Annotated in this window: 23 protein-coding genes; 14 read left to right on the top strand and 9 right to left on the bottom strand. The window is 57.4% G+C overall.

Annotated elements, in window-relative coordinates; genetic code table 11:
• The gene (locus JOE09_RS23295; RefSeq protein ID WP_205067524.1) at positions 1 to 1,116 is read right to left on the bottom strand and encodes an NAD(P)-dependent alcohol dehydrogenase; all 1,116 of its coding nucleotides are present in this window, start codon (positions 1,114 to 1,116) and stop codon (positions 1 to 3) included.
• Between the two features lie 353 nt (positions 1,117 to 1,469).
• On the opposite strand from JOE09_RS23295, the gene pstS reads away from it, so the two are divergent.
• From pstS to JOE09_RS23265, 6 genes are all read left to right on the top strand, one after another.
• A complete protein-coding gene (gene pstS, locus JOE09_RS23290) occupies positions 1,470 to 2,510 on the top strand; it encodes a phosphate ABC transporter substrate-binding protein PstS (RefSeq protein ID WP_105595296.1) in 1,041 nt (346 codons plus the stop codon).
• 74 nt (positions 2,511 to 2,584) lie between these two features.
• The gene (gene pstC, locus JOE09_RS23285; protein WP_105595297.1) at positions 2,585 to 3,547 is read left to right on the top strand and encodes a phosphate ABC transporter permease PstC; all 963 of its coding nucleotides are present in this window, start codon (positions 2,585 to 2,587) and stop codon (positions 3,545 to 3,547) included.
• A complete protein-coding gene (gene pstA, locus JOE09_RS23280) occupies positions 3,544 to 4,431 on the top strand; it encodes a phosphate ABC transporter permease PstA (RefSeq protein ID WP_105595298.1) in 888 nt (295 codons plus the stop codon). The genes pstC and pstA overlap by 4 nt, the downstream gene beginning before the upstream one ends.
• Before the next feature lie 43 nt (positions 4,432 to 4,474).
• Entirely contained in the window at positions 4,475 to 5,242 is a 768-nt protein-coding gene (pstB, locus tag JOE09_RS23275; RefSeq protein WP_105595299.1) for a phosphate ABC transporter ATP-binding protein PstB, read from the top strand.
• Between the two features lie 98 nt (positions 5,243 to 5,340).
• Positions 5,341 to 6,075, top strand: coding sequence for a phosphate signaling complex protein PhoU (gene phoU, locus JOE09_RS23270; protein WP_105595300.1), 735 nt, complete (start codon positions 5,341 to 5,343; stop codon positions 6,073 to 6,075).
• Positions 6,076 to 6,278: 203 nt separating this feature from the next.
• The gene (locus JOE09_RS23265; protein WP_205067523.1) at positions 6,279 to 7,517 is read left to right on the top strand and encodes an MFS transporter; all 1,239 of its coding nucleotides are present in this window, start codon (positions 6,279 to 6,281) and stop codon (positions 7,515 to 7,517) included.
• A gap of 169 nt (positions 7,518 to 7,686) precedes the next feature.
• Here JOE09_RS23265 and JOE09_RS23260 read toward each other — a convergent pair whose 3' ends face one another.
• The 5 genes from JOE09_RS23260 to JOE09_RS23240 all read right to left on the bottom strand — a co-directional run bounded on the left by JOE09_RS23260 (position 7,687) and on the right by JOE09_RS23240 (position 13,383).
• Entirely contained in the window at positions 7,687 to 8,802 is a 1,116-nt protein-coding gene (locus JOE09_RS23260) for an ABC transporter ATP-binding protein (RefSeq protein ID WP_205067522.1), read from the bottom strand.
• Positions 8,803 to 8,863: 61 nt separating this feature from the next.
• On the bottom strand, positions 8,864 to 10,225 hold the full coding sequence (locus tag JOE09_RS23255) for a family 4 glycosyl hydrolase (protein WP_105595303.1): 1,362 nt from the start codon (positions 10,223 to 10,225) through the stop codon (positions 8,864 to 8,866).
• Positions 10,226 to 10,253: 28 nt separating this feature from the next.
• Complete coding sequence (locus JOE09_RS23250) at positions 10,254 to 11,099, bottom strand: carbohydrate ABC transporter permease (protein ID WP_205067521.1); 846 nt, start codon at positions 11,097 to 11,099, stop codon at positions 10,254 to 10,256.
• Positions 11,096 to 12,085 (bottom strand): carbohydrate ABC transporter permease, encoded by a 990-nt coding sequence (locus JOE09_RS23245; RefSeq protein WP_205067520.1) that lies wholly within the window; start codon positions 12,083 to 12,085, stop codon positions 11,096 to 11,098. Before JOE09_RS23245 ends, JOE09_RS23250 begins: the two co-directional genes overlap by 4 nt.
• A 32-nt stretch (positions 12,086 to 12,117) precedes the next feature.
• On the bottom strand, positions 12,118 to 13,383 hold the full coding sequence (locus JOE09_RS23240) for an ABC transporter substrate-binding protein (protein ID WP_205067519.1): 1,266 nt from the start codon (positions 13,381 to 13,383) through the stop codon (positions 12,118 to 12,120).
• A gap of 120 nt (positions 13,384 to 13,503) precedes the next feature.
• Between JOE09_RS23240 and JOE09_RS23235 the strand changes: the two genes are divergently transcribed.
• Complete coding sequence (locus JOE09_RS23235) at positions 13,504 to 14,439, top strand: LysR family transcriptional regulator (protein WP_105595332.1); 936 nt, start codon at positions 13,504 to 13,506, stop codon at positions 14,437 to 14,439.
• Here JOE09_RS23235 and JOE09_RS23230 read toward each other — a convergent pair whose 3' ends face one another.
• Together JOE09_RS23230 and yieH are read right to left on the bottom strand one after the other, a co-directional pair.
• A complete protein-coding gene (locus JOE09_RS23230; protein WP_205067518.1) occupies positions 14,440 to 14,709 on the bottom strand; it encodes a PTS sugar transporter subunit IIB in 270 nt (89 codons plus the stop codon).
• Positions 14,710 to 14,826: 117 nt separating this feature from the next.
• The gene (yieH, locus tag JOE09_RS23225) at positions 14,827 to 15,489 is read right to left on the bottom strand and encodes a 6-phosphogluconate phosphatase (RefSeq protein ID WP_205067517.1); all 663 of its coding nucleotides are present in this window, start codon (positions 15,487 to 15,489) and stop codon (positions 14,827 to 14,829) included.
• A gap of 212 nt (positions 15,490 to 15,701) precedes the next feature.
• Here yieH and JOE09_RS23220 point away from each other — a divergent pair, with 212 nt between their 5' ends.
• On the top strand, positions 15,702 to 17,015 hold the full coding sequence (locus JOE09_RS23220; protein WP_205067516.1) for an NCS2 family permease: 1,314 nt from the start codon (positions 15,702 to 15,704) through the stop codon (positions 17,013 to 17,015).
• 40 nt (positions 17,016 to 17,055) lie between these two features.
• Here JOE09_RS23220 and JOE09_RS23215 read toward each other — a convergent pair whose 3' ends face one another.
• Complete coding sequence (locus JOE09_RS23215; protein ID WP_205067515.1) at positions 17,056 to 17,799, bottom strand: 4'-phosphopantetheinyl transferase family protein; 744 nt, start codon at positions 17,797 to 17,799, stop codon at positions 17,056 to 17,058.
• 486 nt (positions 17,800 to 18,285) lie between these two features.
• On the opposite strand from JOE09_RS23215, the gene JOE09_RS23210 reads away from it, so the two are divergent.
• Genes JOE09_RS23210 through JOE09_RS23185 form a run of 6 tightly spaced genes read left to right on the top strand, consistent with a single transcriptional unit; the run spans position 18,286 to position 24,520 of the window.
• Positions 18,286 to 19,173, top strand: coding sequence for an ABC transporter ATP-binding protein (locus JOE09_RS23210; protein ID WP_205067514.1), 888 nt, complete (start codon positions 18,286 to 18,288; stop codon positions 19,171 to 19,173).
• Positions 19,170 to 20,063: a branched-chain amino acid ABC transporter permease gene (locus JOE09_RS23205; protein ID WP_200545853.1), complete on the top strand. Its 894-nt coding sequence runs from the start codon at positions 19,170 to 19,172 to the stop codon at positions 20,061 to 20,063. Before JOE09_RS23210 ends, JOE09_RS23205 begins: the two co-directional genes overlap by 4 nt.
• A gap of 2 nt (positions 20,064 to 20,065) precedes the next feature.
• A complete protein-coding gene (locus JOE09_RS23200) occupies positions 20,066 to 21,097 on the top strand; it encodes a branched-chain amino acid ABC transporter permease (protein ID WP_205067513.1) in 1,032 nt (343 codons plus the stop codon).
• The gene (locus JOE09_RS23195) at positions 21,094 to 21,846 is read left to right on the top strand and encodes an ABC transporter ATP-binding protein (protein ID WP_205067512.1); all 753 of its coding nucleotides are present in this window, start codon (positions 21,094 to 21,096) and stop codon (positions 21,844 to 21,846) included. The genes JOE09_RS23200 and JOE09_RS23195 overlap by 4 nt, the downstream gene beginning before the upstream one ends.
• A gap of 21 nt (positions 21,847 to 21,867) precedes the next feature.
• Positions 21,868 to 23,145, top strand: coding sequence for an SfnB family sulfur acquisition oxidoreductase (locus tag JOE09_RS23190; protein ID WP_205067511.1), 1,278 nt, complete (start codon positions 21,868 to 21,870; stop codon positions 23,143 to 23,145).
• A 46-nt stretch (positions 23,146 to 23,191) separates the two neighbouring features.
• The gene (locus JOE09_RS23185; RefSeq protein WP_239553272.1) at positions 23,192 to 24,520 is read left to right on the top strand and encodes an ABC transporter substrate-binding protein; all 1,329 of its coding nucleotides are present in this window, start codon (positions 23,192 to 23,194) and stop codon (positions 24,518 to 24,520) included.
• The last annotated feature ends 30 nt before the right edge of the window (positions 24,521 to 24,550 follow it).

Raw genomic sequence — 24,550 nt, 5'->3', positions numbered from 1 at the left:
TCAGGGGCGATATGACTTATCGAGAATCAGTACCGGCTTGATGGTCGCGCCGCTGGCGGAATCCTGGCTGGCCTGATTGATATCGCTGAAGTCATAAAATTTCACCAGTTTCTCGATCGGGAACAGGCCGCGTTGGTGATAGTCAATCAGCTGCGGGATTGAGGTTTGTGGAACGGCATCCCCCATCAGTACGCCGATCATACGCCGGCTGGAGGCCACCAGATCGCGCATGGTGTTGAAGGAAATATCATGGCGTGTAACCGCCACCGGAGCCAGCGTGCCGCCGATAGCAAGGACATCCAGTGCCGTTTTCATTACCGCTGACTGGCCGGTGGTATCAACGGATGCACTGACCCCGTCATTCTGAGTCAGGGATTTGATAACGGCCAGCGCATCCTGCTGTTTGCTATTGATGGTATGAGTTGCGCCGAGTGACCGGGCCAGTTCAAGGCGTGAATCATGGATATCCACGGCAACAATGGTTCTACAGCCGGCAATTTTCGCCGCCATCATCGCGCCAAGACCGACGGCCCCCGTACCAAAAATGGCGATGGTTGAACCTGCGGCCGGTTTCAGGCCGTTAAATACCGTACCCGCCCCGGTTAACAGCCCACAGCCGAGCGGTGCAGCCAGGCGCAGATCCATTTTTTTATCGAGTACGATCAGGTTATGAAATTTGGTCAGGGTATGGGTGGCGAAGGAGGACTGTGAAAAGAAGTTGGCTACCGGCGTACCGTCTTTTTTACTGAAGATGGCGCTGCCGTCCGGGCGAAAACCGCCTTCGTTCAGGGGTATCCAGTCATGGCAAAGGGAGGGATGCCCGTGCCGACATTGTGGACAGTGCCCGCACCAGGCATAGGACATCACCACGTGGTCACCCGGCTTAACGCCTTTTACCGCGCTGCCGACCTCTTCAACAATACCCGCGCCTTCGTGTCCTAACACGGCGGGAAACGTGTAGGGGCCATCCCCTACGCGCACGGCTTCATCCGAGTGGCAAATCCCGGAAGCGACGACCTTCACTTTGACTTCATCCGGCTGGAGGGGGCTCAGCTGCAATTCTTCCAGCTGATAGGGGGCGTTGGTTTGATTGATAACGGCAGCGGTAACGTTCATAACAGTTCCTTGTATTTAGTAACGTATGTAACTATCAACAAGGTAACCGTACCACCGAATAAAAGAATGTAACATGCATGTTCTTACGAATCGCAGTTAATGTTAAATCCGTTAAGGGGGAGAGATCGTCGCATCTATGATTAAAAACCTGCACGCGTGATATCTCCGCGAACAGTGCGCAACAATCCAACAACGCCGGTGGAAGAATCGCCAGTCAGTCCAGGGTGGGTCGTCATAAAAGTGTCATATTTCGTACATTTTACTGTCACCAAACTGTCCTATTTTGCCTCCAGCAGCAAACATTAATCAGATAAACACAGCACTGGCCTGACTTTTAATCCCGTGGAGGGAACATGACACTGATGCACAAAACCCTGGCTCAATTCGTCGCCGTAACCCTGTCCCTGAGCGCGGTTTCTGCCATGGCAGCCACCAACCTGACTGGCGCTGGCGGTACTTTCCCGGCTCCGGTTTATAACAAGTGGGCTGCTGAGTACAACACAGCAACAGGTACTCAGGTTAACTATCAGGGGATCGGTTCCTCCGGCGGCGTTAAGCAGATCATCGCTAAAACCGTAGATTTCGGTGCGTCTGATGCGCCAATGAAAGAAGAAGATTTACAGACTAACGGCCTGTTCCAGTTTCCGACAGTTATTGGCGGCGTGGTACTGGCGGTTAATATTCCTGGTATCAAATCTGGTCAGCTGATCCTTGACGGTAAAACCGTCGGCGACATCTACCTGGGCAACATCAAAAAGTGGAACGACGCGGCGATCACCAAGCTGAACCCGGGCGTGAAACTGCCGGACTCTGACATCAACGTGGTACGCCGCGCTGACGGTTCCGGTACCTCTTTCGTGTTCACCAGCTACCTGTCTAAAGTGAACAGCGACTGGAACAGCAAAATCGGTAAAGGCAGCACCGTTAACTGGCCGGTTGGTCTGGGCGGTAAAGGCAACGACGGTGTAGCTGCATTCGTACAGCGTCTGCCGGGTTCAATCGGTTACGTAGAATACGCTTACGCTAAGCAAAACAGCCTGGCGTACACCAAGCTGGTGGATGCGGATGGTAAAGCAATCGAGCCAGGCGAGAAGAGCTTTAGCGATGCCGCTAAAGGCGCAGACTGGAGCAAATCGTTCGCTCAGGATCTGACCTTCCAGAAAGGCGACAACGCGTGGCCAATCACCTCTACCACCTTTATCCTGGTGCACAAAGAGCAGGCTAACGCTGAGAAAGGCGCAGCCGTACTGAAGTTCTTCGACTGGGCTTACAAAAACGGCAGCAAAACCACCGCTGGCCTGGACTACGCTTCCCTGCCTGAGTCTGTGGTAACGCAGATCCGTGCAGCATGGAAAGCGAACGTGAAAGACAGCTCCGGTAAAGCTCTGTACTAAGCTTCGGCTGACTATCCCAGGGGTCAGGTTCGCCTGACCCGATACTTATCCGCAGTATCAAAATCGAGAAGACTATGGCTGCAACCAAGCCGACATTCAAAGCCCCCGGCAAACAGGGTGACATTATTTTCGGTGCGCTGGTAAAACTGTCCGCGCTGATTGTTCTGCTCCTCCTCGGTGGCATTATTGTTTCCCTGATATTTTCCTCCTGGCCCAGCATCCATAAATTTGGTTTCTCCTTCCTGTGGACCAAAGAGTGGGATGCGCCTAACGAACAATTCGGTGCGCTGGTTCCGATTTACGGCACCATCGTCACCTCTGTTATTGCCCTGATCATTGCTGTTCCGGTGAGCTTTGGTATTGCACTGTTCCTGACCGAGCTGGCTCCAAACTGGCTGCGCCGCCCTCTTGGCGTGGCAATTGAACTCCTGGCGGCAATCCCAAGTATCGTTTACGGCATGTGGGGCCTGTTTATTTTCGCGCCGCTGTTCGCGAAATATTTCCAGCAGCCGGTCGGTGATGTTCTGTCCAACATCCCGATTGTGGGTGCGCTGTTCTCCGGCCCGGCATTCGGTATCGGTATCCTGGCGGCGGGTATCATCCTGGCGATCATGATCATTCCATATATCGCCTCGGTGATGCGCGACGTCTTCGAGCAGACGCCGGTGATGATGAAAGAGTCCGCCTACGGCATCGGTTGCACCACCTGGGAAGTGATCTGGCGCGTCGTCCTGCCGTTCACCAAAAATGGTGTGATCGGCGGCGTGATGCTGGGTCTGGGGCGTGCGCTGGGCGAAACGATGGCGGTGACCTTTATTATCGGTAACACCTACCAGCTCGACAGCGCCTCGCTGTTTATGCCGGGCAACAGTATTACCTCCGCACTGGCTAACGAATTTGCTGAAGCCGAGTCCGGCGTGCATACCGCTGCGCTGATGGAGCTGGGGCTGATTCTGTTTGTGATTACCTTCATCGTACTGGCCTGTTCCAAGATGATGATTATGCGTCTGGCGAAAAGTGAAGGAGCGCGCTCATGACCACGATGGAAATGCAGTCTCGCGCTGAACTGGAAGCGTCGCGCCGTAAAATGCAGTCCTGGCGTCGGACGAAGAACCGCATCGCCCTCACCCTGTCGCTGCTGACCATGGCTTTTGGTCTGTTCTGGCTGGTATGGATTCTGTACGCGACCGTGACTCGCGGTATCGACGGCATGTCTCTGTCGCTGTTTACCGAAAACACCCCTCCGCCAAACACGGCGGGTGGCGGCCTGGCTAACGCCCTGGCGGGCAGCGGCCTGTTGATTTTCTGGTCAACCGCGTTCGGCACACCGTTGGGCATTATGGCGGGGATTTATCTGGCCGAGTACGGCCGTAAGTCCTGGCTGGCTGAAATTATCCGCTTTATTAACGATATCCTGCTCTCAGCACCGTCGATTGTGGTGGGCCTGTTCGTCTACACCATCGTGGTGGCGCAGATGCAGCACTTCTCCGGCTGGGCTGGCGTTGTTGCGCTGGCGCTGTTGCAGATCCCTATCGTTATCCGTACGACGGAAAACATGCTCAAGCTGGTTCCTGACAGCCTGCGTGAAGCGTCCTACGCGCTGGGTACGCCAAAGTGGAAGATGATTTCGGCGATTACGCTTAAAGCGTCAATCTCCGGCATCCTGACCGGTGTGCTGCTGGCGATTGCCCGTATTGCCGGGGAAACCGCTCCGCTGCTGTTTACATCGCTGTCGAACCAGTTCTGGAGTACCGACATGATGCAGCCGCTGGCGAACCTGCCGGTGACCATCTTTAAGTTCGCTATGAGTCCGTTTGCCGAATGGCAAAGCCTGGCCTGGGCGGGTGTGTTGATTATTACGCTGTGCGTACTGTTACTTAACATCCTGGCACGCGTAGTTTTCGCCAAGAGTAAACATTAATTAAGCAGCGCGGCTGCGGCGGCGCGGACTAAGTGAGAGCAAAATGATTAATACTTCCGCTAAGATGATTCAGGTTCGCGATTTGAACTTCTATTACGGAAAATTCCACGCGCTGAAGAACATCAACCTGGATATTGCGAAAAACCAGGTTACCGCGTTTATCGGTCCGTCCGGCTGTGGTAAATCCACCCTGCTGCGTACCTTTAACAAGATGTTTTCTCTTTACCCGGAGCAGCGTGCGGAAGGCGAAATCCTGCTGGATGGCGACAACATTCTGAATGCCAGCCAGGATATCGCCCTGCTGCGTGCCCGTGTTGGGATGGTGTTCCAGAAGCCAACGCCGTTCCCGATGTCAATTTATGACAACATCGCCTTCGGCGTGCGCCTGTTCGAAAAGCTGTCGCGTGCCGATATGGATGAGCGCGTGCAGTGGGCGCTGACCAAAGCCGCGCTGTGGACGGAAACCAAAGACAAGCTGCATCAGAGCGGTTACAGTCTGTCCGGCGGCCAGCAGCAGCGCCTGTGTATCGCGCGCGGCATCGCGATTCGCCCGGAAGTGCTGCTGCTTGATGAGCCGTGTTCAGCGCTGGACCCGATCTCAACCGGCCGCGTTGAAGAGCTGATTACCGAGCTGAAGCAGGACTACACCGTGGTGATCGTGACTCACAACATGCAGCAGGCCGCACGCTGCTCCGATCACACTGCGTTTATGTACCTGGGTGAACTGATTGAATTCAGCGATACCGATACGCTGTTTACCAAGCCGGCTCAGAAACAAACAGAAGATTACATTACCGGCCGCTACGGCTGAAAACAGGCAGTTACTCTTGCCAATTTGCGGCGGCGGGTTGCCCGCCCCCAAACTGACTGCGTTCTTAACGCCTGTTTTAAACAGGTCTGGAGTTTGAGATGGAAAGCTTAAATCTGAACAAACACATCTCCGGCCAGTTCAACGCCGAGCTGGAGCATATTCGTACCCAGGTGATGACCATGGGAGGAATGGTGGAGCAGCAGCTGACTGACGCCATTACCGCCATGCATAACCAGGATGGCGAGCTGGCCAACAAAGTGATTGAAGGCGATCACAAGGTCAACATGATGGAAGTGGCGATCGATGAAGCCTGCGTGCGCATCATCGCCAAACGTCAGCCGACCGCCAGCGATCTGCGCCTGGTGATGGCGATCATCAAAACCATCTCCGAGCTGGAACGCATCGGTGACGTGGCGGAGAAGATCAGCCGTACCGCGCTGGAGAAATTCACCCAGCAGCAGCAGCCGCTGCTGGTGAGCCTGGAATCGCTGGGCCACCACACCATTGAGATGCTGCACGACGTGCTGGATGCCTTTGCGCGTATGGATCTGAATGCGGCAATTGAAATCTATCGCGAAGATAAGAAGGTTGACCAGGAATATGAGGGCATCGTGCGCCAGCTGATGACCTATATGATGGAAGACCCGCGCACCATCCCAAGCGTGCTGACCGCGCTGTTCTGCGCCCGCGCCATCGAGCGTATCGGTGACCGCTGCCAGAACATCTGCGAAATCATCTTCTACTTCGTGAAGGGCCAGGATTTCCGCCACGTCGGCGGCGACCAGCTGGATAAACTGCTGGCCGGTGACGACAGCGGCAGCAATCCTGCCTGATCATCAGCGGGGCCGCTAATCGCGGCCTCGCTTTTTCCCTCTCTCTTATTTACGGTTTTTCTGCATACGCTGTATCACCATCTTCGCCTTTCTGATCCACCCTTGTGGCAGGGTTTTTCCTCGCCCCTGCGCTTCACGAATGCAACCGGATTTATTTCAGGTATATACTTGGCGCACAATTTGAACGATATGGCTTTGAAATAATGTCTTCTTCTCCTTCTGCTAAACGCGGCGTGACGCCGGGTAAAGCGATGGTTGCCGCGGTCAGCGGCTATGCAATGGATGGTTTTGACCTGCTGATCCTCGGCTTTATGCTGCCGGCGATCAGCGCCTCGCTGGTGCTTAACGCGTCTCAGGCGGGGTCTCTGGTGACCTGGACGCTGATCGGTGCGGTAATCGGTGGAATTGTCTTCGGTCACCTCAGTGACCGGCTGGGTCGTATACGCGTACTGACCTTCACCATTCTGATGTTCTCGGTGTTTACCGGACTTTGCGCCGTGGCGCAGGGTTACTGGGATCTGCTGGCATATCGCACCCTGGCCGGTATGGGTCTGGGCGGTGAGTTTGGCATCGGTATGGCGCTGATCGCCGAGGCCTGGCCCGCCAACAAACGTAACCGCGCCTCGGCGTGGGTGGGTATGGGCTGGCAGCTCGGCGTGCTGCTGGCGGCGTTTATCACCCCGTTCCTGCTGGACATTATCGGCTGGCGCGGCATGTTCCTTGTCGGCCTTCTCCCGGCGCTGGCTTCATATGCCATCCGTCGCGGCATGGGCGAACCGGAAGCCTTTACGAAGCACGTCGATGTGAACCAGGGGCTGTCGTTCCCGGCGCGCATCCGGCTGCTGTTTGCCGACAGAGCCACTTCGAAAGCCAGCATCGGTATTTTTATCCTCTGTTCGGTGCAGAACTTCGGCTACTACGGGCTGATGATCTGGATGCCGAGCTACCTCTCCTCCAACTTTGGCTTCTCGCTGACCAAATCCGGTCTGTGGACGGCGGTGACCGTGGTGGGCATGACCTTCGGCATCTGGCTGTTTGGCCTGCTGGCGGATCGCTTCGCGCGCTGGAAAATTTTCCTGATTTATCAGGTTGGCGCAGTGGTGATGGTGGTGGTTTATGCCCAGCTGCGAGACCCGACGGTGATGCTGTTTACCGGCGCGCTGATGGGGATGTTCGTTAACGGCATGATTGGCGGCTACGGCGCGCTGATCTCTGACACCTATCCGGTGAAGGTGCGCGCCACCGCGCAGAACGTGCTGTTTAACCTCGGTCGTGGCGTTGGCGGTTTTGGTCCGCTGGTGATCGGCCTGCTGGTGGGCCAGTGGTCGTTTACCGCCGCGATTACTCTGCTGGCGCTGATTTACCTGCTGGATATCTTCGCCACCCTGTTCCTGCTGCCGAAAAAGCAGGGCAGCGAGGATGTGCTGGGAGCGATTGGCTGATACTGGCCAGGCCCGGATGCGATGATCGTCCGGGCCGAGCGGGTCTATCGCGTAGAGATCCGCGCTTCACAGGGCCGCAGCAGTTCCCCGCTCAGATTGCAGACTCTCACTCCCTTGCTGTTCCGTCAGCGTACCGTATTGACATGATGCATAACGTTTCCCTTCAGATTTAATGGGCTGCCGACGATGCGACCAGTCGCTGAAAGGCGCGGCCCTGGCTGTCGAACAGGTAGCAGCACTCTACCGGCAGGCCGACGCCAACGGTATCTCCCACCCGGATCGTTGAGCGTTCGGGATTGCGCACGACCCAGGGTTCACTGACGTTGCCGTTATCCAGATAAAGGTAGGTTTCGTTGCCCATATGCTCAACAAACATCACTTCGCCCTGATATTCACACTGCGCCAGGTTGCCACCGCGGATATGCTCCGGGCGAATACCGATATTGACGCTTTGCCCCTCGGCTTCGGGCGGCGTCGCGATGGGCAGCACCAGTGATTTACCATTATCCAGCTCCACCACGCTCTGCTGTTCTCCGGCGCGGCGCAGAACCGCCGGGATCAGATTCATTTTCGGTGAGCCAATAAACTGGGCGACAAATTCGTTGGCCGGATGGTCGTACAGCTCCAGCGGCGTGCCAACCTGTTCAATATTTCCCTGATTCAGCACGACGATGCGGTCGGCCAGGGTCATGGCCTCTACCTGATCGTGGGTGACATAAATAATCGTCGAGCCAAGCCGCTTGTGCAGCGAGGCGACCTCCATCCGCATCTGCACGCGCAGTGAGGCATCGAGGTTAGAGAGCGGTTCATCGAACAAAAACAGCCGGGGTTCGCGCACAATCGCCCGGCCAATCGCCACGCGCTGGCGCTGACCGCCGGAGAGATCCTTCGGTCGCCGCTCCAGCAGCGGTTCCAGCTGCAGGATTCCGGCGGTTTCATGCACTCTGCGCGCGATGTCATCCGCCGGATGGCCCGCCAGCTCCAGCGCGAAAGCCATATTCTTGTACACGCTCATATGCGGATAGAGCGCATAGGATTGGAAGACCATGCCGATGCCGCGTTCTGAAGGGCTGTCGTCGTTCACGTAGCTGCCGTCGATATACATGCCGCCGCCGCTGATCTCCTCCAGGCCAGCGATCATGCGCAGCAGCGTGGACTTGCCGCAGCCGGAAGGCCCGACCACCACCACGAACTCGCCGCTGTTAATCTGAAGATCCAGTGACTTAATCACTTCCGCTTTGTTGCCGTAGCGTTTTTGCAGGTTTTTCAGCGTTAATTGCGCCATATTCTCTCCACTCAGCATTTGCGATAGTTGGACGGGGCGCTGCTGCGCCCCCTCTCTGGACTTATTTCAGGTAATCAAGCCACGGGCTTTGACGCGATATCATCACGTCCACCAGTTCAGGAATGGCGCGGCACTTGTCGTTAACCGAATCCACCAGCAGCGCCTGAATCACCAGATCGCGCGAGCCGTTAAGAATTGCCTCTGCGGTCAGATCGTGGATACCAATCTGGTTGCACAGCAGCCCGGCGATACCGGACGGAACCTCAACCGGAATGCCATGGATACCTTTACGATCGATAATCGCCGGGACTTCCACCGCGATAAATTCCGGCAGCTGTTTGATAAAGCCACGGTTGGGAATATTGACCGCGGCCTCTTCGTAACCGGAATCGTTGATGATCCCCTCCATGATTGCCACCACCCGCTCTTTCATCTTGAGTTCGATCGACGGCTGAACGTGGCCGAGGTAGTTGCGGTAGAAGGTATAGAAGTCGAGGATACCCCGATGATCGCTGACCTCGCTGGCCCAGCGAATGTACTCGCCGAAGTGGCTGTCGCTGGTGATCGGCAGATAATTAAACTTCTGCAAAATTTCCTTAAACAGCGTGCGATCCGACCACTCCCAGGCGCTGTCCCGGCCGCCCAGCGCGGCGCGTTCGGTAGCACCTTCCGTTTCCAGCACTTTCCCGTGGATGCGGGTGTAGGCCAGGATATCGCTGTAGCCCGGCAGGCGGGAGAAATAATCCGGCGCTTTCGCGCGGACATCGGCATAGGCATCCTCGCCGCTGTCCTTGTAGCGCGCTTCCAGCAGCACGCTGAAGTGGTTAAGCCCCCCCGCCCGCAGGCTGAGATTATCAAAGGAAGTTCCTAACATTTCCGGCAGGTAGCGCTCCAGTGAGGCGATTTCGTGACACATACCGACAAAGTTCAGCTCCGGGAAGCGGCGATGTACGGTGGTACAAATGCGGCTCATCGGGTTGGAGTAGTTGAACACCCAGGCCTGCGGGCAGATATCGGCAATGTCGGCGCAGATATCCAGAATCGGCGGGATGATGCGCAGCGAGTGGAACAGGCCGCCGGGGCCGCCGTTTTCGCCGTACACCTGCTGAATACCGTACTGCTGAGGGATCTGCCAGTCGAGATCCCACAGCGCGAAGCGATCGCCCACCTCGATGGAGATAATTACAAACTCCGCGCCGCGCAGGGCTTCACGGCGGTCGGTGGTGGCGCTGATGATGAAGGGCAGATCTTCATGGGCAATAAAATCACGTGCGGTTTTTTCCGTCACCGCCAGCGCGGCAGGATTGATATCGAGCAGCACGATCTCGCTGCCGTACAGCGTGGTACTCTGGAAAATATCCCCGAGCGTGCCGTAGCCGAACTGTGCACTGCCCGCACCCACTAAAACGATTTTTGTAGCCATTTGCTTATCTCCTTGAGGTAAATCGACATTAGCCTTTAACTGCGCCGTTAGTTAATCCGCTGACGATGCGGCGCTGGAACAGCAGTACCAGCCCGACGATCGGCAGCGTGACGATGACCGAGGCCGCCATGATGGTGCCCCACGGAAGTTCATATTGAGAGGCACCCTGTAGCATGCCGATAGCGACGGGCACGGTGCGTTTGCCGCTGGAAATCACGAAGGTCAGCGCGAACATGAACTCATTCCATGCGCCGATAAACGCCAGCAGCCCGGTAGTCACCAGCGACGGCCCCATAATGGGGGCGAAAACGCGGGTGATAATGGTCCAGGTGCTGGCACCATCGACGATCGCCGCCTCTTCCAGCTCCACCGGGATGGCACGCATAAAGGTGGTCAGCACCCAGACGGTAAACGGCAGCGAGAAGGTGGTGTACGAGAGCACCAGCGCGCCCAGTGAGTCGTAGAGGCCCATAAAGCGCACCAGCTCGAACATGCCGGAAAGCACTGCCACCTGTGGAAACATCGAAACGCAGAGGATGGTAAACAGCAGGTATTTGCGGCCGCTAAAGCGGATGCGCGCCAGCGCAAACGCGGCGGTGATGGAAACCAGCAGGCACAGGCCTACCGTCAGGGTCGCCACCGTTATCGAGTTCAGCAGGCTGCGGGCAATGCCGCTTTCCATCAGTGCATTCAGGTAGTTGCCCCAGTTCAGCCCGTCCGGCAGATAGCTGACGCGAAACAGATCTTTCCCCTCGCGCAGCGAGGTGACAATGGCGTAATAAAACGGGAACAGGCAGAGAATACTGGCCAGCGCCGCGCCGGAAAAAATCAGCGCCTTATGGCCCATTCGCTGCTGGTGACGGCTCAGTTTCATTTGTTTTCTCCGTTATTGAAGCGGCCCGCCGCCAGGAAGCAGGCGGCGATACCCGCGACCATCATGAACACCAGTACCGAGGCGGCAGAGCCGGAACCCATCTGCTGATAGCTGACCATCAGGTCGCGGGCATAGCCGGAGATCGATACCGTGGCTTCGCTGTTAGAGGTCAGGACGTAAATCAGGTCAAACACCCGCAGCGCATCCATCACGCGGAAAATCAGCGCAACGATCATCGCGGGCATAATCAGCGGCAGCGTGATGCGGCGGAAACGCTGCCAGGCATTGGCCCCGTCAACCCGGGCGGCTTCATACAGATCGCCGGGGATCAGCTGCAGCGCGGCCAGCAGCATCAGCGCCATAAACGGCGTGGTTTTCCACACGTCGGCGATAATGACCGCCCACATCGACAGATTCGGTTCTGCCACCCAGGCCAGCGGCGTGCTGATAACGCCCAGCTTCAGCAGCAGGTCGTTCACCACGCCGTACTGATCGTGGAACATCCAGCCCCACATCTTGGCGGAGACGATCGTCGGGATAGCCCAGGGAACCAGAATGGCGGTGCGCACCAGGCCCTGACCGCGAAACTTCTGGTTCATCAGCAGCGCCAGCAGCATGCCAAACACCAGCTCCAGCGATACCGAAATCAGGCTGAAGCGCAGCGTATTGCCCACCGCCAGCCACCACTGCGGATCGGCCAGGATGCCGAAGCGATGGCCGCCGTCGGCGAAGTCGAGGTAGTTAGCGAAGCCGACGAAACGATAATCGTCCGGCGTATCCAGCATGGCATCGGTGAAGCTGTAGAACAGGGTGCGCAACAGCGGCCATCCCGCCACTGTCGCCAGCAGCAGCATAGCGGGTGCCACCAGCAGCCAGGCCACGCGGCTGCGCCGCTGCTGATGATTCAGTTTGCTGCGTTTCGCCGAGGTTACCGCGTGCGGTTCCGGCGTTGCCGTCAGGGATAAGGAACGCGTTTCATCTTTCATCGTGCAGGCTCCGGTAGGTTTACAGGGCGATATCAGCGCCACTCTCTGGCTTTGATTCTTTCCAGGCGCTGCTGCAGACCAGCGACTGCCGTTGCGCCATCGCTGCTGCCGCGAAGCACATTAAAGGTGGCGTTGTAGATCGCCCGGGAAACCTGGGCGTACTGGCGTTTGGTCTGGGTGGCCGGGCGCGGAATGGCCCTGGCGAAAATCTCCTTGAAGCTGGCCAGATAGGGCACCTGGGCCAGCACCTGCGGATCGTCATACAGTGCGATGCGCGACGGCGGCCAGCCCATCAGCGTCAGCCCTTCGCGCTGCGATTTGGCATCGCTGACGATTTTCAGCAGTTCGAAGGCGGCATCGGGGTTTTTGGTGTAGGCGCTGATCGCCCACTGCCAGCCGCCAAGTGTACTGAGTGAACGACCTTCATCGCCTGCGGGCAGCGGCATCAGGCCCACTTTGCCTTTGATTGCGCTGCTGCTGTCCTGGGTCAGGACCCAGGCGTACAGCCAGTTGCGCATAAACAGCGCATCACCGTTCTGAAATACCGCGCGTGACTCCTCTTCCATGTAGCCCAGCGCGCCGCGCGGCACGATGTTGCCGATCCAGCCCGCAGCTTTATCCAGCGCCTGCGCCGCCTGCGGGTTATTGATGGTGATCGCGCCGTCCTGGGTAATAAAGTCGCCACCGCTCTGCGAAGCCACCCACTCCAGCGCATTGCAGGTCAGCCCCTCGTAGGATTTGCCCTGAAACACCAGACCCCAAAAGTTTTTATGCCCGGCCTCGCGCTCCTGCTGCTGAATGCGCGTACTGATGCGGGCCATCTCATCCCAGGTTTTTGGCGGCTGTTCGCCGTAGCGCTCAAGCAGGTCTTTGCGGTAGTAGAGCGCGCCGGTATCCAGAAAAGCGGGTACGGCTTTGACCCGACCGTTAACCACGTTGTTTTGCCAGGCGGAGGGGAAGAAATCGTCGCGCATGCTGCCGACGCGATCGGTGAGATCCAGCAGATGCTTGTTCAGTACGCCGATCCACACGGTATCGGCCTGAAACAGATCGATGGCGCTGCTGTCTTTCGCCGCAAACAGCTGTTGAAACAGCGACAGCTTTTCATCCGAGGCGCGGGGGAGATCGATAAATTCCAGCTTATGGCCGGTTTGCGCTTCAAAGCGCTGCTTGATGTCATGACAGAACTGGCGGCCTTCCCTGCTGGGTGGGCACTCCATACGCAGGGTATCGGCCAGGGTGGGAGCAGATAGCAGCGCCGCCGCGCAGACAAGCAGGCTCGGAATCACTTTTCTCATGACGTCCTCTCAGTTAGCGGCCGGGTGCCGTTACCGGACAAGCTAGCGAAAGCGGATCATTGAAGGAAATCGATTTATTTGGCTATGCTATAGAAAATATCTATGTCACTTGCGGAAAATATGATCGTGGACAAAATTTTACGTCAGTTTATCGAAGTCGCGATGTTGGGAAATGTGAGCCATGCGGCAAACAAACTTTGCCTGAGTCAGCCCACCTTGACCCATAACATGAAGAAACTGGAAGAGAATTTAGGCGTGCAGCTGCTGGAGCGCACCTCAACCGGGGTGAATACCACGGAATTTGGTGAGCTGCTGCTGGAGCAGGCCCAGATGATGCAGCGCATCTACGATAACACCCTGATTAAGCTGGCTTCGATAAAAGCCCGGCAGGGGCAGAGCCTGCGGATGGGGGCGGGACATGCCTGGTGGTATATGTTCGTTCGCGACAGCTTTAACGCCTATCGCACCCTGCATCCCACGGTCAATATTCATATCGATCTCGGCAATCACCTGCGCCTGATGGATCTGCTGCTGGGGGGCGATATCGATCTGTTTATCGGACATGAAATCAAAGGATTGAATCCGAAGGCGGGCATCAGTTTTCTGCCGCTGTTCAGCACGCGCGATAGCATGTTTGTCCGCGGCGGGCATCCGCTGCTGGGCAGGCCGGTGGAGGAGTACGAGCTGCTGGGATACCCCTATGTGGAGCTGACGCCGGACGAGAGCCGCTACCAGCATATGATGGATGATATGCAGCACAAAAGGCAGGCGCGTAATCGTCTGCACCTGGCCGAGCGGGTGATCTGGTCTACCAGCTCAATGATGTCGGCGGTGGATATGATTAACGACTCTGACGCAATGATGCTGAACTACCCTTCCTGCATGGCGGGGTATTTTGCCCGGTATGGCCTTGAGCCTTTGCAGCTGGCAGAAGAAAGCCAGCCGTGTACGGTCGGCATCTATTTGATGCGGGAAAAGGCCGATGCGCCCCATGTGGTGCAAATGCAGGAGCTGTTACATCAGTTCCTTGAACCGGTTCGCCATCTGGTGTCGTAGCTACTTTTCACCGACCCGTTCGACCAGCGCCTGATACAGCGGCCGCGACTGGCCCGGCCCCATCACCAGCTGGAACTCGGTAAGCTGCGGGGCAAGGGTGACCTCCAGCAGCGCTCTGACCGGGGGCTGCTGCTCAATCAGCTGCCGGTCAATTTGGGTGTTATCGTGCAGTTTTAACCGAACGCGGCTGGCGCAGTAGCGCAGTGCGGCGACGTTATCCGCGCCGCCGAGTGCCGCCAGTACGGCGGTAGCAAGTCGTTGGTTTTCCATGTTCTCTCCTGGCCGATACCTGTGCTGTAGCAGCATAGGGCCAGGGAGGGGATGAAGTGAAATTGATTTATTCCGGCCGGATATAGACTGTTTCTATACCCGGCGCTGGCCCGGCCGCTAGCGCGTCAGCTGCCAGCCTTTGTCACGCCACAGGGCGGGAAGCTGCGCCATATCTGTAAATACGGTGACCAGCGGATGGTCGATAGCGGGATTGTGCGCGTCCGCGCAGTAGTAAAATACCGGAATACCGGCGGCGATCCCCGCTTTTGCCCCGGCTTCGGAGTCATCCACCAGGATGCAATGCTCAATCGGGATGCCCATCTGCTGCGCGGCGTGGTGCATCAGCTCCGGCTCGGGCTTCCAGTGCTGGATATCGTAGCCGCTGTAGAGGCGATCGCTGAAAAAAGGCAGCAGCCCGGTCAGGCCCAGCGAGTGCTGCATTTTCGGTACCGTACCGTTGGATACGACACACATTGGCACCTGAATGCTTTCTACCAGCGCTTTAGCGCCGGGGATCGCCTTCAGTTCCAGATCGAACAGTCTTGCTACTTCGGCGCGGTAGGCCGGTTCAAGCACCTCAACCGGGGTGGTCAGGCCATGCTGTTCGCAGACATCGGCCACGATGTCATACAGCTTAACGCCCTTATATTTCTCGAACATCTCCTGCAGCGAAAGCGTAACGCCAAACTGCGCAAAGGTATTCACATAGCCCTGGGTACAGAGCACTTCGCTGTCTACCAGCGTTCCATCACAATCAAAAAATACACACTCCACTGACATCTGTGCGTCCTTCAGGTCGGTTAGGCTTTCTTTTCTACTTTACGCGACTGTAGCAGGATTGCGACTGCAAATGTCAATTACGGTTAATGGTAGTGATTCGACGGCGAAAACAGCGCAATCGGTTGCGAAAAAACCGGTTACCCCCCATCCAAAACGCATCATTATGGGGTAGGATAGCCGTCGACATTTTTCTCCGTTTCTGGAAACACATAATGACTAATCCCGGTTTGTTACAACGGATTTTTAAATTGCAGGAGCATGGCACCACAGCACGCACTGAGGTGATTGCCGGCTTCACCACGTTTCTGACGATGGTGTACATCGTTTTTGTTAACCCGCAGATCCTCGGCGTGGCAGGTATGGATACGCAGGCGGTGTTTGTCACCACCTGCCTGATCGCCGCAGCCGGTAGCATCCTGATGGGGCTGGTGGCTAATCTGCCGGTTGCGCTGGCACCGGCAATGGGCCTGAATGCCTTCTTTGCCTTCGTGGTGGTGGGTGCGATGGGTATCTCGTGGCAGGTGGGCATGGGGGCAATTTTCTGGGGCGCGACCGGCCTGCTGCTGCTGACCATTTTCCGCGTGCGCTACTGGATGATCTCGAATATCCCGGTCAGCCTGCGCGTGGGCATCACCGCCGGTATCGGGCTGTTTATTGCGATGATGGGCCTGAAAAATGCCGGGATCATCGTGCCGAACGAAGCCACGCTGGTCAGCGTGGGTAACCTGACCTCGCACAGTGTGCTGCTGGGTGCGCTGGGCTTCTTTATCATCGCGATTCTGGCATCCCGCAATATTCACGCTGCGGTGCTGGTTTCCATCGTGGTAACCACCGGCATTGGCCTGGCTATTGGTGATGTGAAATACACCGGTATTTTCTCTGCGCCGCCGCCGGTTACGTCGGTGCTGGGCCAGGTGGATCTCGCAGGCTCACTGAATATCGGCATGGCCGGGATTATCTTCTCCTTTATGCTGGTCAACCTGTTTGACTCCTCCGGCACGCTGATCGGCGTTACCGATAAGGCCGGTCTGACCGATGAAAAAGGCACATTCCCACGCATGAAGCAGGCGCTGTACGTTGACAGCATCAGCTCGGTGGCCGGTTCATTTATCGGTACTTCCTCTGTTACCGCCTACATCGAAAGCTCTTCCGGCGTGTCCGTCGGTGGGCGCACGGGGCTGATGGCGGTAGTCACCGGAATTCTGTTCCTGCTGGTGATGTTCCTGTCTCCGCTGGCCGGCATGGTGCCCGCCTATGCGGCAGCCGGTGCGCTGATTTACGTTGGCGTACTGATGACGTCCAGCCTTGCACGCGTGAAATGGGACGATCTGACCGAAGCCGTTCCGGCATTTGTGACCGCCGCGATGATGCCGTTCAGCTTCTCGATTACCGAAGGGATCGCGCTGGGCTTTATCTCTTACTGCGTGATGAAGCTGGGAACCGGCCGCTGGCGTGAAATCAGCCCGTGCGTGGTAGTGGTGGCGCTGCTGTTCGTGCTGAAGATTGTCTTTGTAGACGCACATTAAGCGCTCTGCAACAGCAGGGTGGCCTTGCGCCACCCTGCTATCAGGAATAGTAGTGCTGCTTCTCGGCGGGCAGACTGGTTAAACGCAGTGCCCGTGGCCCCATATTTAACGAATAGACGTTAATACTCTGCAGTGAATTCCACCCTTCAGAATCATCATATTCCCACAGCTGTAGCCGATCGGTTCCCGGTGAGAGCGCGCAGGACCAGACCATCAACGCTTCCACATCACAGATAGCCTGAATATCGGCCAGGGTTGAAGAACGCAGCCTTCCCGAAGCGGGATGCAGGCGCAGCGCATCAAAACCACTGTTACCCTCCCCGGTCATCTTCAGAATGCTTTGGCGAAGCGTCCAGATTTGAGTACAGGCTTCAGACGGATCGTTCTGGGCGTTGATCCAGGCTTTTTCACCGGATGAAAAAGAGTGCAGATACTGCTCTAAAGTCTGGCGGCTGTGTGCGCGAACAATCTCCATATCCAGGCCGGCACGGCAGCCCTCTTCCGCCAGCAGAACGCCAACCACATTTCCGGCGTAGGAGATACTGAAGTCAGGCAGATCGGGATCGGAAAAACAGGGGCGCCCGCCGTCAGCAAGGCGGATATCGGGAAGCTGGGGGATGCCGTAGACCCGCAGCATCAGTTCCGCCAGCAGCGTTCTGGCCGCGAGATAGCGGCGACGGCGCCTCTCCGCCAGGCTGGCTGAATGCTCTACCAGCTGCAACGGAAGTCGGTGAACCTGTGCTTTCGTCTGGACAAGTGTCCATCGTGCAAAATGACTTGCCATCTGTCACTCCATGAAAATGGTCGGGTAATCATCAACTCTATTGTAAGAATAATCCTACGAACTTTCACCCGTGATTCCCTTAACGGGGCGAAATTCGGATTAATATTATTTCTCCAGGGGTTAAACCGAGCAGATCAATACGTAATAGGAAAACAGCCAGATAATCATCGCTTTTAATGCCATTTGCACAGCATAAATACCATAAACTAGCTAAATGTTGATCATTCCCCGCTATATCCTTCCGTTGAACCCTTGCTGCTGCATTTGCAGCATCTAAACAACATTTCTGCTGCAAATGCAGCATTTTCTTTCATTGGTTTTCAGTCTAATTAACTGAATTAAAAAGAAAATAACCTTTGCTAACTTTGGCACACATTCTGCTTATGTTCTTATAACCTAAAGGTTGGTTTGTATATTTATAAATTGCAAATAGTTATATGAGAAAGCGGCAAAGCGATCGAAAGCGCTGCTGACCAGGAGAGAAATATGTCGTTATCAGAACTATCCCCGACCTCGCTGGCGGCACTGCGACAATCGCCGTTAGCGGGTTACTCAGCCGAAACGGCCAGAGCCAGGAAGCCGGGCGCATCGCTACAGCTTTCTGGTATTTCGCTCTCATTTGGCGGGGTTAAGGCCTTAAGTGACGTCTCGCTGCGGGCGGAACCGTCATCGTTACTGGCAATTATCGGCCCGAACGGCGCGGGGAAAAGCACCCTGCTGAATGTGATTTCCGGTATTTACCGGCCCGATCGCGGCGAGATCGGGCTTGACGAGCATCGCTTTCGTTCAATTCGCCCGGAAAAGCTCGCCAGTGCGGGCGTGGCCCGGACCTTCCAGAATCTTGCGCTGTTTAGCGGCCTTTCCGTGGTCGATAACATTTTGCAGGGGCTGGCACACCGTCGGCAAACATCTCTGCTGAGCGAGGTTTTCGGCTTGTCCCGCGCGCGGCATGAGCGCGAAAGCCAGCTTCAGCAGGCGCAGGCGGTGATGAATTTCTTCGGTCTGGATGCAGTGGCATCGCGCCTGACGACCAGTTTGTCCTACGGCATGCAAAAACGCGTTGAGCTGGCGAGAGCGCTGGTTGCCCGCCCTCGCCTGCTGCTGCTCGACGAACCGATGGCGGGAATGACGCTGGCGGATAAACAGCAGCTTAGCGAGCTTATCCGCGAGATACGCCGCCATTTCGGCACCACCATTTTGCTGATCGAGCACGATATTGCGGTGGTGATGAGTCTGTCCGATCGCGTTGTGGTACTGGAGTACGGGCGCAATATCGCGACGGGAACGCCGGATGAGATCCGGCAAAATCCGGCGGTGATTGCCGCCTATCTGGGTTCAGCGGCGGAAACTACCGCACCGGGAGCCAGAGGATGAATATTGACTGGCTGTTCCTGATTGAAGTGAGCGTCGGTGGCCTGCTGTCGGGGGTGATGTATTCACTGGTCGCGCTGGGTTTTGTGCTGGTCTACAAAAGCTCCGGCGTCTTCAACTTTGCCCAGGGTTCGATGCTGCTGTTCTCGGCACTCACCTTCGTTTGCCTGATCGAACGCGGCTGGACGGTATGGGCGGTGCTTCCTATTACCCTGGTAGCGATTTCGCTGCTCGGCATGCTGATTGAATTCTCCGTGCTGCGGCCGTTGGTGAATCAGCCGCCGATCGTGCTGTTCGTTGCCACGCTGGGCGTGTCGTACATCATCGAGGGCGCCGCACAGCTGTTGTGGGGAACGCAGGTTCACGCGCTGGACCTGGGCATCGACGACACGCCGTTTGAGGTTGGTGGCGTGCTGATCAGCCAGTTCGATCTGTTTGCCGCCGGCGTTGCCGGGCTGATGGTGCTGCTGCTGAGCCTGTTCTTCCGCTATACGCACACCGGGCTGGCGTTCCGCGCGGTGGCGGATGACACCTTTGCCGGGCTGGCGGTGGGCCTGAATATTGGCCGCCTGTGGGCGGTGGTCTGGGCGGCGGCAGGGATTGTCGCGCTGGTTGCCGGACTGCTGTGGGGGGCAAGGTTGGGCGTACAGTTCTCATTGTCTCTGGTGGTTCTAAAAGCGCTGCCGGTTCTGGTATTGGGCGGATTTGATTCGGTGGCCGGGGTGATCGTTGCCGGGCTGCTGGTTGGCCTGATCGAAAAGCTGGGATCGGTGTATCTCGGCCCGCTGCTGGGCGGCGGGATTGACAGCTGGATCGCCTATGCCGTGGCGCTGCTGTTCCTGCTGATCCGTCCTGCAGGCCTGTTTGGCTCCCACCGTTTATCGAGGCTGTAACGATGTCGACACTCTCACCGGACGTTCGTCGTACCCTGCCTCGCCTCAGTGCTGGCGGGATTATTCTACCCATCGTGGCGTTTATTCTGCTGCCGCTGATCGGTAACGAATACCTGTTTGATGCGGTACTCACGCCGTTCCTCGCGCTGTCGCTGGCTGCGCTGGGGCTGAACGTGCTGGCAGGCTATACCGGGCAGATCTCCCTCGGCAGCGCCGCCTTTATGGCGGTGGGTGCCTACGCCGCGCTGAATCTGATTGGTCGCCTGGACCTGCCGCTGCCGCTGGTGTTGCTGCTGGCAGGCGGTATCAGTGCGCTGCTGGGGCTGATCTTCGGCCTGCCGAGCCTGCGGCTCAGCAGTTTTTATCTGGCGATTTCTACCCTGGCGACGCAGTTCTTTGTCCAGTGGGCGCTGAACAACTTTAGCTGGTTTTCGATGAACAGCGCGTCCGGCGTGGTATCGGTGGCTCCGTTGCACCTGGGTGCGTGGATCATCGACAGCTCCGAGCGTCGCTATCTGTTTACTCTGACGGTGGTCAGCCTGCTGACCTGGCTGGTCTGGCGGTTGGTTAACAGCTCGGCCGGGCGCAACTTTATCGCCGTGCGCGACAACCCGCTGGCGGCGAGAGCGATCGGTGTACCGGTGTTGCGAACCCGGATGATCGCCTTCGGCTTCTCCTCTTTCATTATCGGCATTGCCGGCGTGCTGTGGTCATTCACCTATCTGCGCAACGTCGAACCGGCGGGTTTCAATCTGGATCGCTCATTCCAGCTGCTGTTTATCATCATCATTGGGGGATTAGGCACGGTTCGCGGCGCGTTTCTTGGCGCGGCGCTGCTGACGCTGTTTCCGCTACTGCTTTCCCGGCTTGGCGCATGGCTGTTTGGCCAGCAGGTGGATTCCGGCGTGCTGGAGCTGGTGCAGAACATCATCGTCGGCGTTTTGCTGATCGGGTTCCTGATTGCCGAACCAAAAGGGCTGGCGGCGCTGACGCAGCGGCTGGCGTCGTACTTCACCTCGCGGAGAACATCATGACTGACCGCAATGCGCTGCTTGAGGTAGCGCACCTCAGCGCCCGCTATCAGCGCCATATCGTGGCGCTGGAGGATATTTCGCTCACCGTTGGCGAAGGGGAAATTGTGGCGCTGCTCGGGCGCAACGGCGCAGGGAAATCGACCACGCTGCAGGCGATCTCACACCTGCTGCCCGCGCGTCGCGGTGAGGTCAGCGCGGGCCGCGTGCTGTGGCGCGGCGCGGATATTACCGCCGAAGCCCCGCACCGGCTGGTGAAGCGCGGCATCGTCCCGGTACTTGAAGGGCGGCACTGCTTTGCATCGCTGACTCTGGAAGAAAACCTGATCGCCGGTGCGCTGGCACGTTCGGCCTCCCGGGCGGAGATTCGCCAGGGACTGGAGGAGATCTATCAGATTTTCCCACGGCTGAAGGACAAACGACAGCTGGCCGCCGGGCTGGCTTCCGGCGGCGAACAGCAGATGGCGGCCATCGGCCGTGCGCTGATGGCGAAACCCCAGCTGCTGCTGCTGGACGAACCGTCAATGGGCCTGGCACCGCTGATTGTTGAAGAGATTTTTGCGGTGCTGACCCGCCTTAACCAGCAGCAAAAGCTATCGATTCTGGTAGCGGAACAGAACTCCACGGTGGCCTTACGCCATGCCCATCGCGCTTATGTGCTGGATACCGGCAGCGTGGCGCTTTCCGGTGATGCGCAGGCATTAAGCCAGCAGGAAGACGTACAGAGAATTTATCTGGGATTTGCAGCATAACTTTTATACAGGAGAATACCGATGAGTACGCTTCAGACCGAAGACGCAGTAACCGCATCTCAGCCACATCCTACCAATACCGCTCCGCGTGGCGTGCCGGGCTATCCGCGCCCGGCGCAGCCCGCGCATATTATTCAGAGTGATGAAGAGGCGATCCGCGTGGCTACCGAACTGGCCGCGCAGTTTGTTCTCACCGCCGCCGAGCGCGATCGCGACCGCATCCTGCCGATTACCGAGCTGGACGCGTTTTCTCAGAGCGGGCTGTGGTCGATCAATGTGCCGAAGCGCTTTGGCGGCCCGGAGGTCTCCTACGCTACGCTGGCGAAGGTGGTGCAGATCATTGCCGCCGCCGATCCCTCAATTTCGCAGATTTCCCAGAACCATCTTGGCGTGGTGGCGGCGATCCGCACGGTCAGCGATGAAGCGCAGCAGCGTGAACTGTTTGCTCAGGTGCTGAGCGGCGTGCGCTTTGGCAACGCCTTCTCTGAGTTTGGCAGTAAGCGCGCGGCGGATTTCGAAACGCGCTTTGTTGACGACGGCGATCATGTGCTGGTGAGCGGCAAGAAATTCTACTCCAGCGGTGCGCTGCTGGCGCATCTGGTGCCGATCGTGGCGCTGGATGATCAGGGCCGGGCGTGGTACGCCATTGCCGACCGCGATGCGCCGGGGCTGACGGTAATCGACGACTGGTCTGCCTTCGGCCAGCGCACCACCGCCAGCGGCACCGTGCTGCTGGATAACGTACGGGTGCCGAAAACCCATCTGGTTCCCGGCTATAAAGGCTATGAAGCCCCCAGCGCCGACGGCGCGATTTTCCAGATTGTGCAGGTGGCGATTGACTCCGGCATCGCCGAGGCGGCCATTAACGAAACCATCCGCTTCGTGCGCGAGAAATCACGCCCGTGGGTGGACAGCGGGTTGGATCGCGCCTCCGACGATCCTTACACCATTCAGCGCGTCGGCGATCTGACGCTGCGGCTGCACGCCGCCGAGGCGCTACAGGAAAAAGCGGGCCTGTGGATCGATCGCGCGGTGGCAGAACCGACGGCGGAGAACGTGGCAAAAGCGCAGATTGCCGTGGCGGAAGCCAAGGTGCTGAGCACGGAAATCGCCATTGAAGCAACCAACCGGCTGTTCGAACTGGCGGGCACCCGTTCCACGCTTGCCGAGCACAACCTCGATCGTCACTGGCGCAACGCCCGTACCCATACGCTGCACGATCCGGTGCGCTGGAAGTACGCCATCCTCGGCAACTACGCGCTGAACGGGGTCAATCCACCGCTGCACGCCTGGAGCTGACGGTTTCGCCGGGCAAAAATAATTCTACTAATAACAGGGCATGAAAATGGTGAAAATGAAGGTGATATCGCTTACCCGGCTTCTCGTCGGGGTTACGCTGCTGCTGGCGCAGCTCTCGCTCGGCGCCAGGGCGGATGAACAGTATTTCCCGTTACAGAGCTATCGCGTCGGGCCTTATGCCGCCGCGGGCAGTGGCTTCTTTGGCGGGTTTATTGACTACTTACAGCTGATTAATCAGCGTGACGGCGGAGTTAACGGCGTCAAGCTTACCTGGGACGAGTGTGAAACCCAGTATGAAGTGGAGCGTGGCGTTGAGTGTTATAAACGCCAAAAAAGTAAGCCCGGCGTTGCCGCCTGGAACCCGCTTTCCGTGGGTATTGCCTATGCGATGATCGATGACGTCACCCGCGATAAAACGCCGCTGATCACCATCGATCATGGCCGTACCGATTCGACCGATGGCCGCGTTTTCCCGTATGTTTTCCCGCTGCTGCTTAACCCGTACAGCGAAACGTCGGGGATCATCAAATTTATCGGCACCCGTCTCGGCGGCCTGGACAAACTACAGGGTAAAAAAATTGTCGTCCTCTACCACGGCTCGCCATACGGCAAGGAAACCATCCCGATTTTTGAGCTGCTGGCGAAAAAATACGGCTTTGAAGTACAGCAGATCGAAGTGCCGCATCCGGGCAACGAACAGCAGTCACAGTGGCTGACCATTCGCCGTGCGAAACCGGATTACGTGGTTCTGCGTGGCTTTGGCGTGATGAACCCGGTGGCGCTGAAAACCGCGCAGAAGGTTGGTTACCCGGCGGACCACATTATCGGCAACGTCTGGTCGAACTCCGAAGAGGACGTGATCCCGGCGGGGAACGCGGCGAAGGGCTATATCGCACTGACCACCCAGGCATCCGGCTCGGTGTATCCGGTAGTGAAAGAGATTATTGATAAGGTCTACGGTGCCGGTAAGGGTAATTTGCAGGATCGTAAACGCATCGGCAGCGTCTATCATAATCTCGGCATTGTGAACGGCATTCTGAACGTTGAGGCTATCCGCATTGCGCAGCAGAAGTTTGGCCACCGCACGCTGACCGGCGATGAAATCCGCTGGGGCTTCGAGCATCTGCAGCTTGATCCTGCTCGTGTGGAAGCGCTGGGTGCCAAAGGCCTGTTCCACTCGATTAACGTGACCTGTGAGGATCACGAAGGCCAGGGCCGCGTGACTTTCCAGCAGTGGGACGGCAGCCAGTGGAAAGTGATTAGCGACTGGATTTCACCGGACTGGGCGCTGCTGCGGCCGATCATCGAGAAATCCGCCAATGCCTACGCGAAGGAAAACAATATTACGCCACGTAACTGCCAGGCTGAGAATTAATCGGTAATCTAATTTATCCGGTGAGTCGGC

The sequence above is a fragment of the Pantoea coffeiphila genome (genome assembly GCF_016909495.1).
Taxonomy (GTDB): domain Bacteria; phylum Pseudomonadota; class Gammaproteobacteria; order Enterobacterales; family Enterobacteriaceae; genus Erwinia; species Erwinia coffeiphila.
The sequence above is the reverse complement of the archived record's forward strand: the minus strand, read 5'-3'. Positions and strand labels throughout refer to the sequence as shown.

Bases quoted from the DNA above. Each gene is read 5' to 3' on its own strand.
- JOE09_RS23190 (WP_205067511.1), top strand. From the start codon at position 21,868: ATGAGTACGCTTCAGACCGAAGACGCAGTAACCGCATCTCAGCCACAT.
- JOE09_RS23250 (WP_205067521.1), bottom strand. From the start codon at position 11,099: ATGAAACTGAGCCGTCACCAGCAGCGAATGGGCCATAAGGCGCTGATT.
- JOE09_RS23215 (WP_205067515.1), bottom strand. From the start codon at position 17,799: ATGGCAAGTCATTTTGCACGATGGACACTTGTCCAGACGAAAGCACAG.
- pstC (WP_105595297.1), top strand. From the start codon at position 2,585: ATGGCTGCAACCAAGCCGACATTCAAAGCCCCCGGCAAACAGGGTGAC.
- JOE09_RS23295 (WP_205067524.1), bottom strand. From the start codon at position 1,116: ATGAACGTTACCGCTGCCGTTATCAATCAAACCAACGCCCCCTATCAG.
- JOE09_RS23230 (WP_205067518.1), bottom strand. From the start codon at position 14,709: ATGGAAAACCAACGACTTGCTACCGCCGTACTGGCGGCACTCGGCGGC.
- JOE09_RS23205 (WP_200545853.1), top strand. From the start codon at position 19,170: ATGAATATTGACTGGCTGTTCCTGATTGAAGTGAGCGTCGGTGGCCTG.
- JOE09_RS23185 (WP_239553272.1), top strand. From the start codon at position 23,192: ATGGTGAAAATGAAGGTGATATCGCTTACCCGGCTTCTCGTCGGGGTT.
- pstS (WP_105595296.1), top strand. From the start codon at position 1,470: ATGACACTGATGCACAAAACCCTGGCTCAATTCGTCGCCGTAACCCTG.
- phoU (WP_105595300.1), top strand. From the start codon at position 5,341: ATGGAAAGCTTAAATCTGAACAAACACATCTCCGGCCAGTTCAACGCC.
- JOE09_RS23210 (WP_205067514.1), top strand. From the start codon at position 18,286: ATGTCGTTATCAGAACTATCCCCGACCTCGCTGGCGGCACTGCGACAA.
- JOE09_RS23265 (WP_205067523.1), top strand. From the start codon at position 6,279: ATGTCTTCTTCTCCTTCTGCTAAACGCGGCGTGACGCCGGGTAAAGCG.
- yieH (WP_205067517.1), bottom strand. From the start codon at position 15,489: ATGTCAGTGGAGTGTGTATTTTTTGATTGTGATGGAACGCTGGTAGAC.
- JOE09_RS23235 (WP_105595332.1), top strand. From the start codon at position 13,504: ATGATCGTGGACAAAATTTTACGTCAGTTTATCGAAGTCGCGATGTTG.
- pstA (WP_105595298.1), top strand. From the start codon at position 3,544: ATGACCACGATGGAAATGCAGTCTCGCGCTGAACTGGAAGCGTCGCGC.
- pstB (WP_105595299.1), top strand. From the start codon at position 4,475: ATGATTAATACTTCCGCTAAGATGATTCAGGTTCGCGATTTGAACTTC.
- JOE09_RS23240 (WP_205067519.1), bottom strand. From the start codon at position 13,383: ATGAGAAAAGTGATTCCGAGCCTGCTTGTCTGCGCGGCGGCGCTGCTA.
- JOE09_RS23220 (WP_205067516.1), top strand. From the start codon at position 15,702: ATGACTAATCCCGGTTTGTTACAACGGATTTTTAAATTGCAGGAGCAT.
- JOE09_RS23195 (WP_205067512.1), top strand. From the start codon at position 21,094: ATGACTGACCGCAATGCGCTGCTTGAGGTAGCGCACCTCAGCGCCCGC.
- JOE09_RS23200 (WP_205067513.1), top strand. From the start codon at position 20,066: ATGTCGACACTCTCACCGGACGTTCGTCGTACCCTGCCTCGCCTCAGT.
- JOE09_RS23255 (WP_105595303.1), bottom strand. From the start codon at position 10,225: ATGGCTACAAAAATCGTTTTAGTGGGTGCGGGCAGTGCACAGTTCGGC.
- JOE09_RS23245 (WP_205067520.1), bottom strand. From the start codon at position 12,085: ATGAAAGATGAAACGCGTTCCTTATCCCTGACGGCAACGCCGGAACCG.
- JOE09_RS23260 (WP_205067522.1), bottom strand. From the start codon at position 8,802: ATGGCGCAATTAACGCTGAAAAACCTGCAAAAACGCTACGGCAACAAA.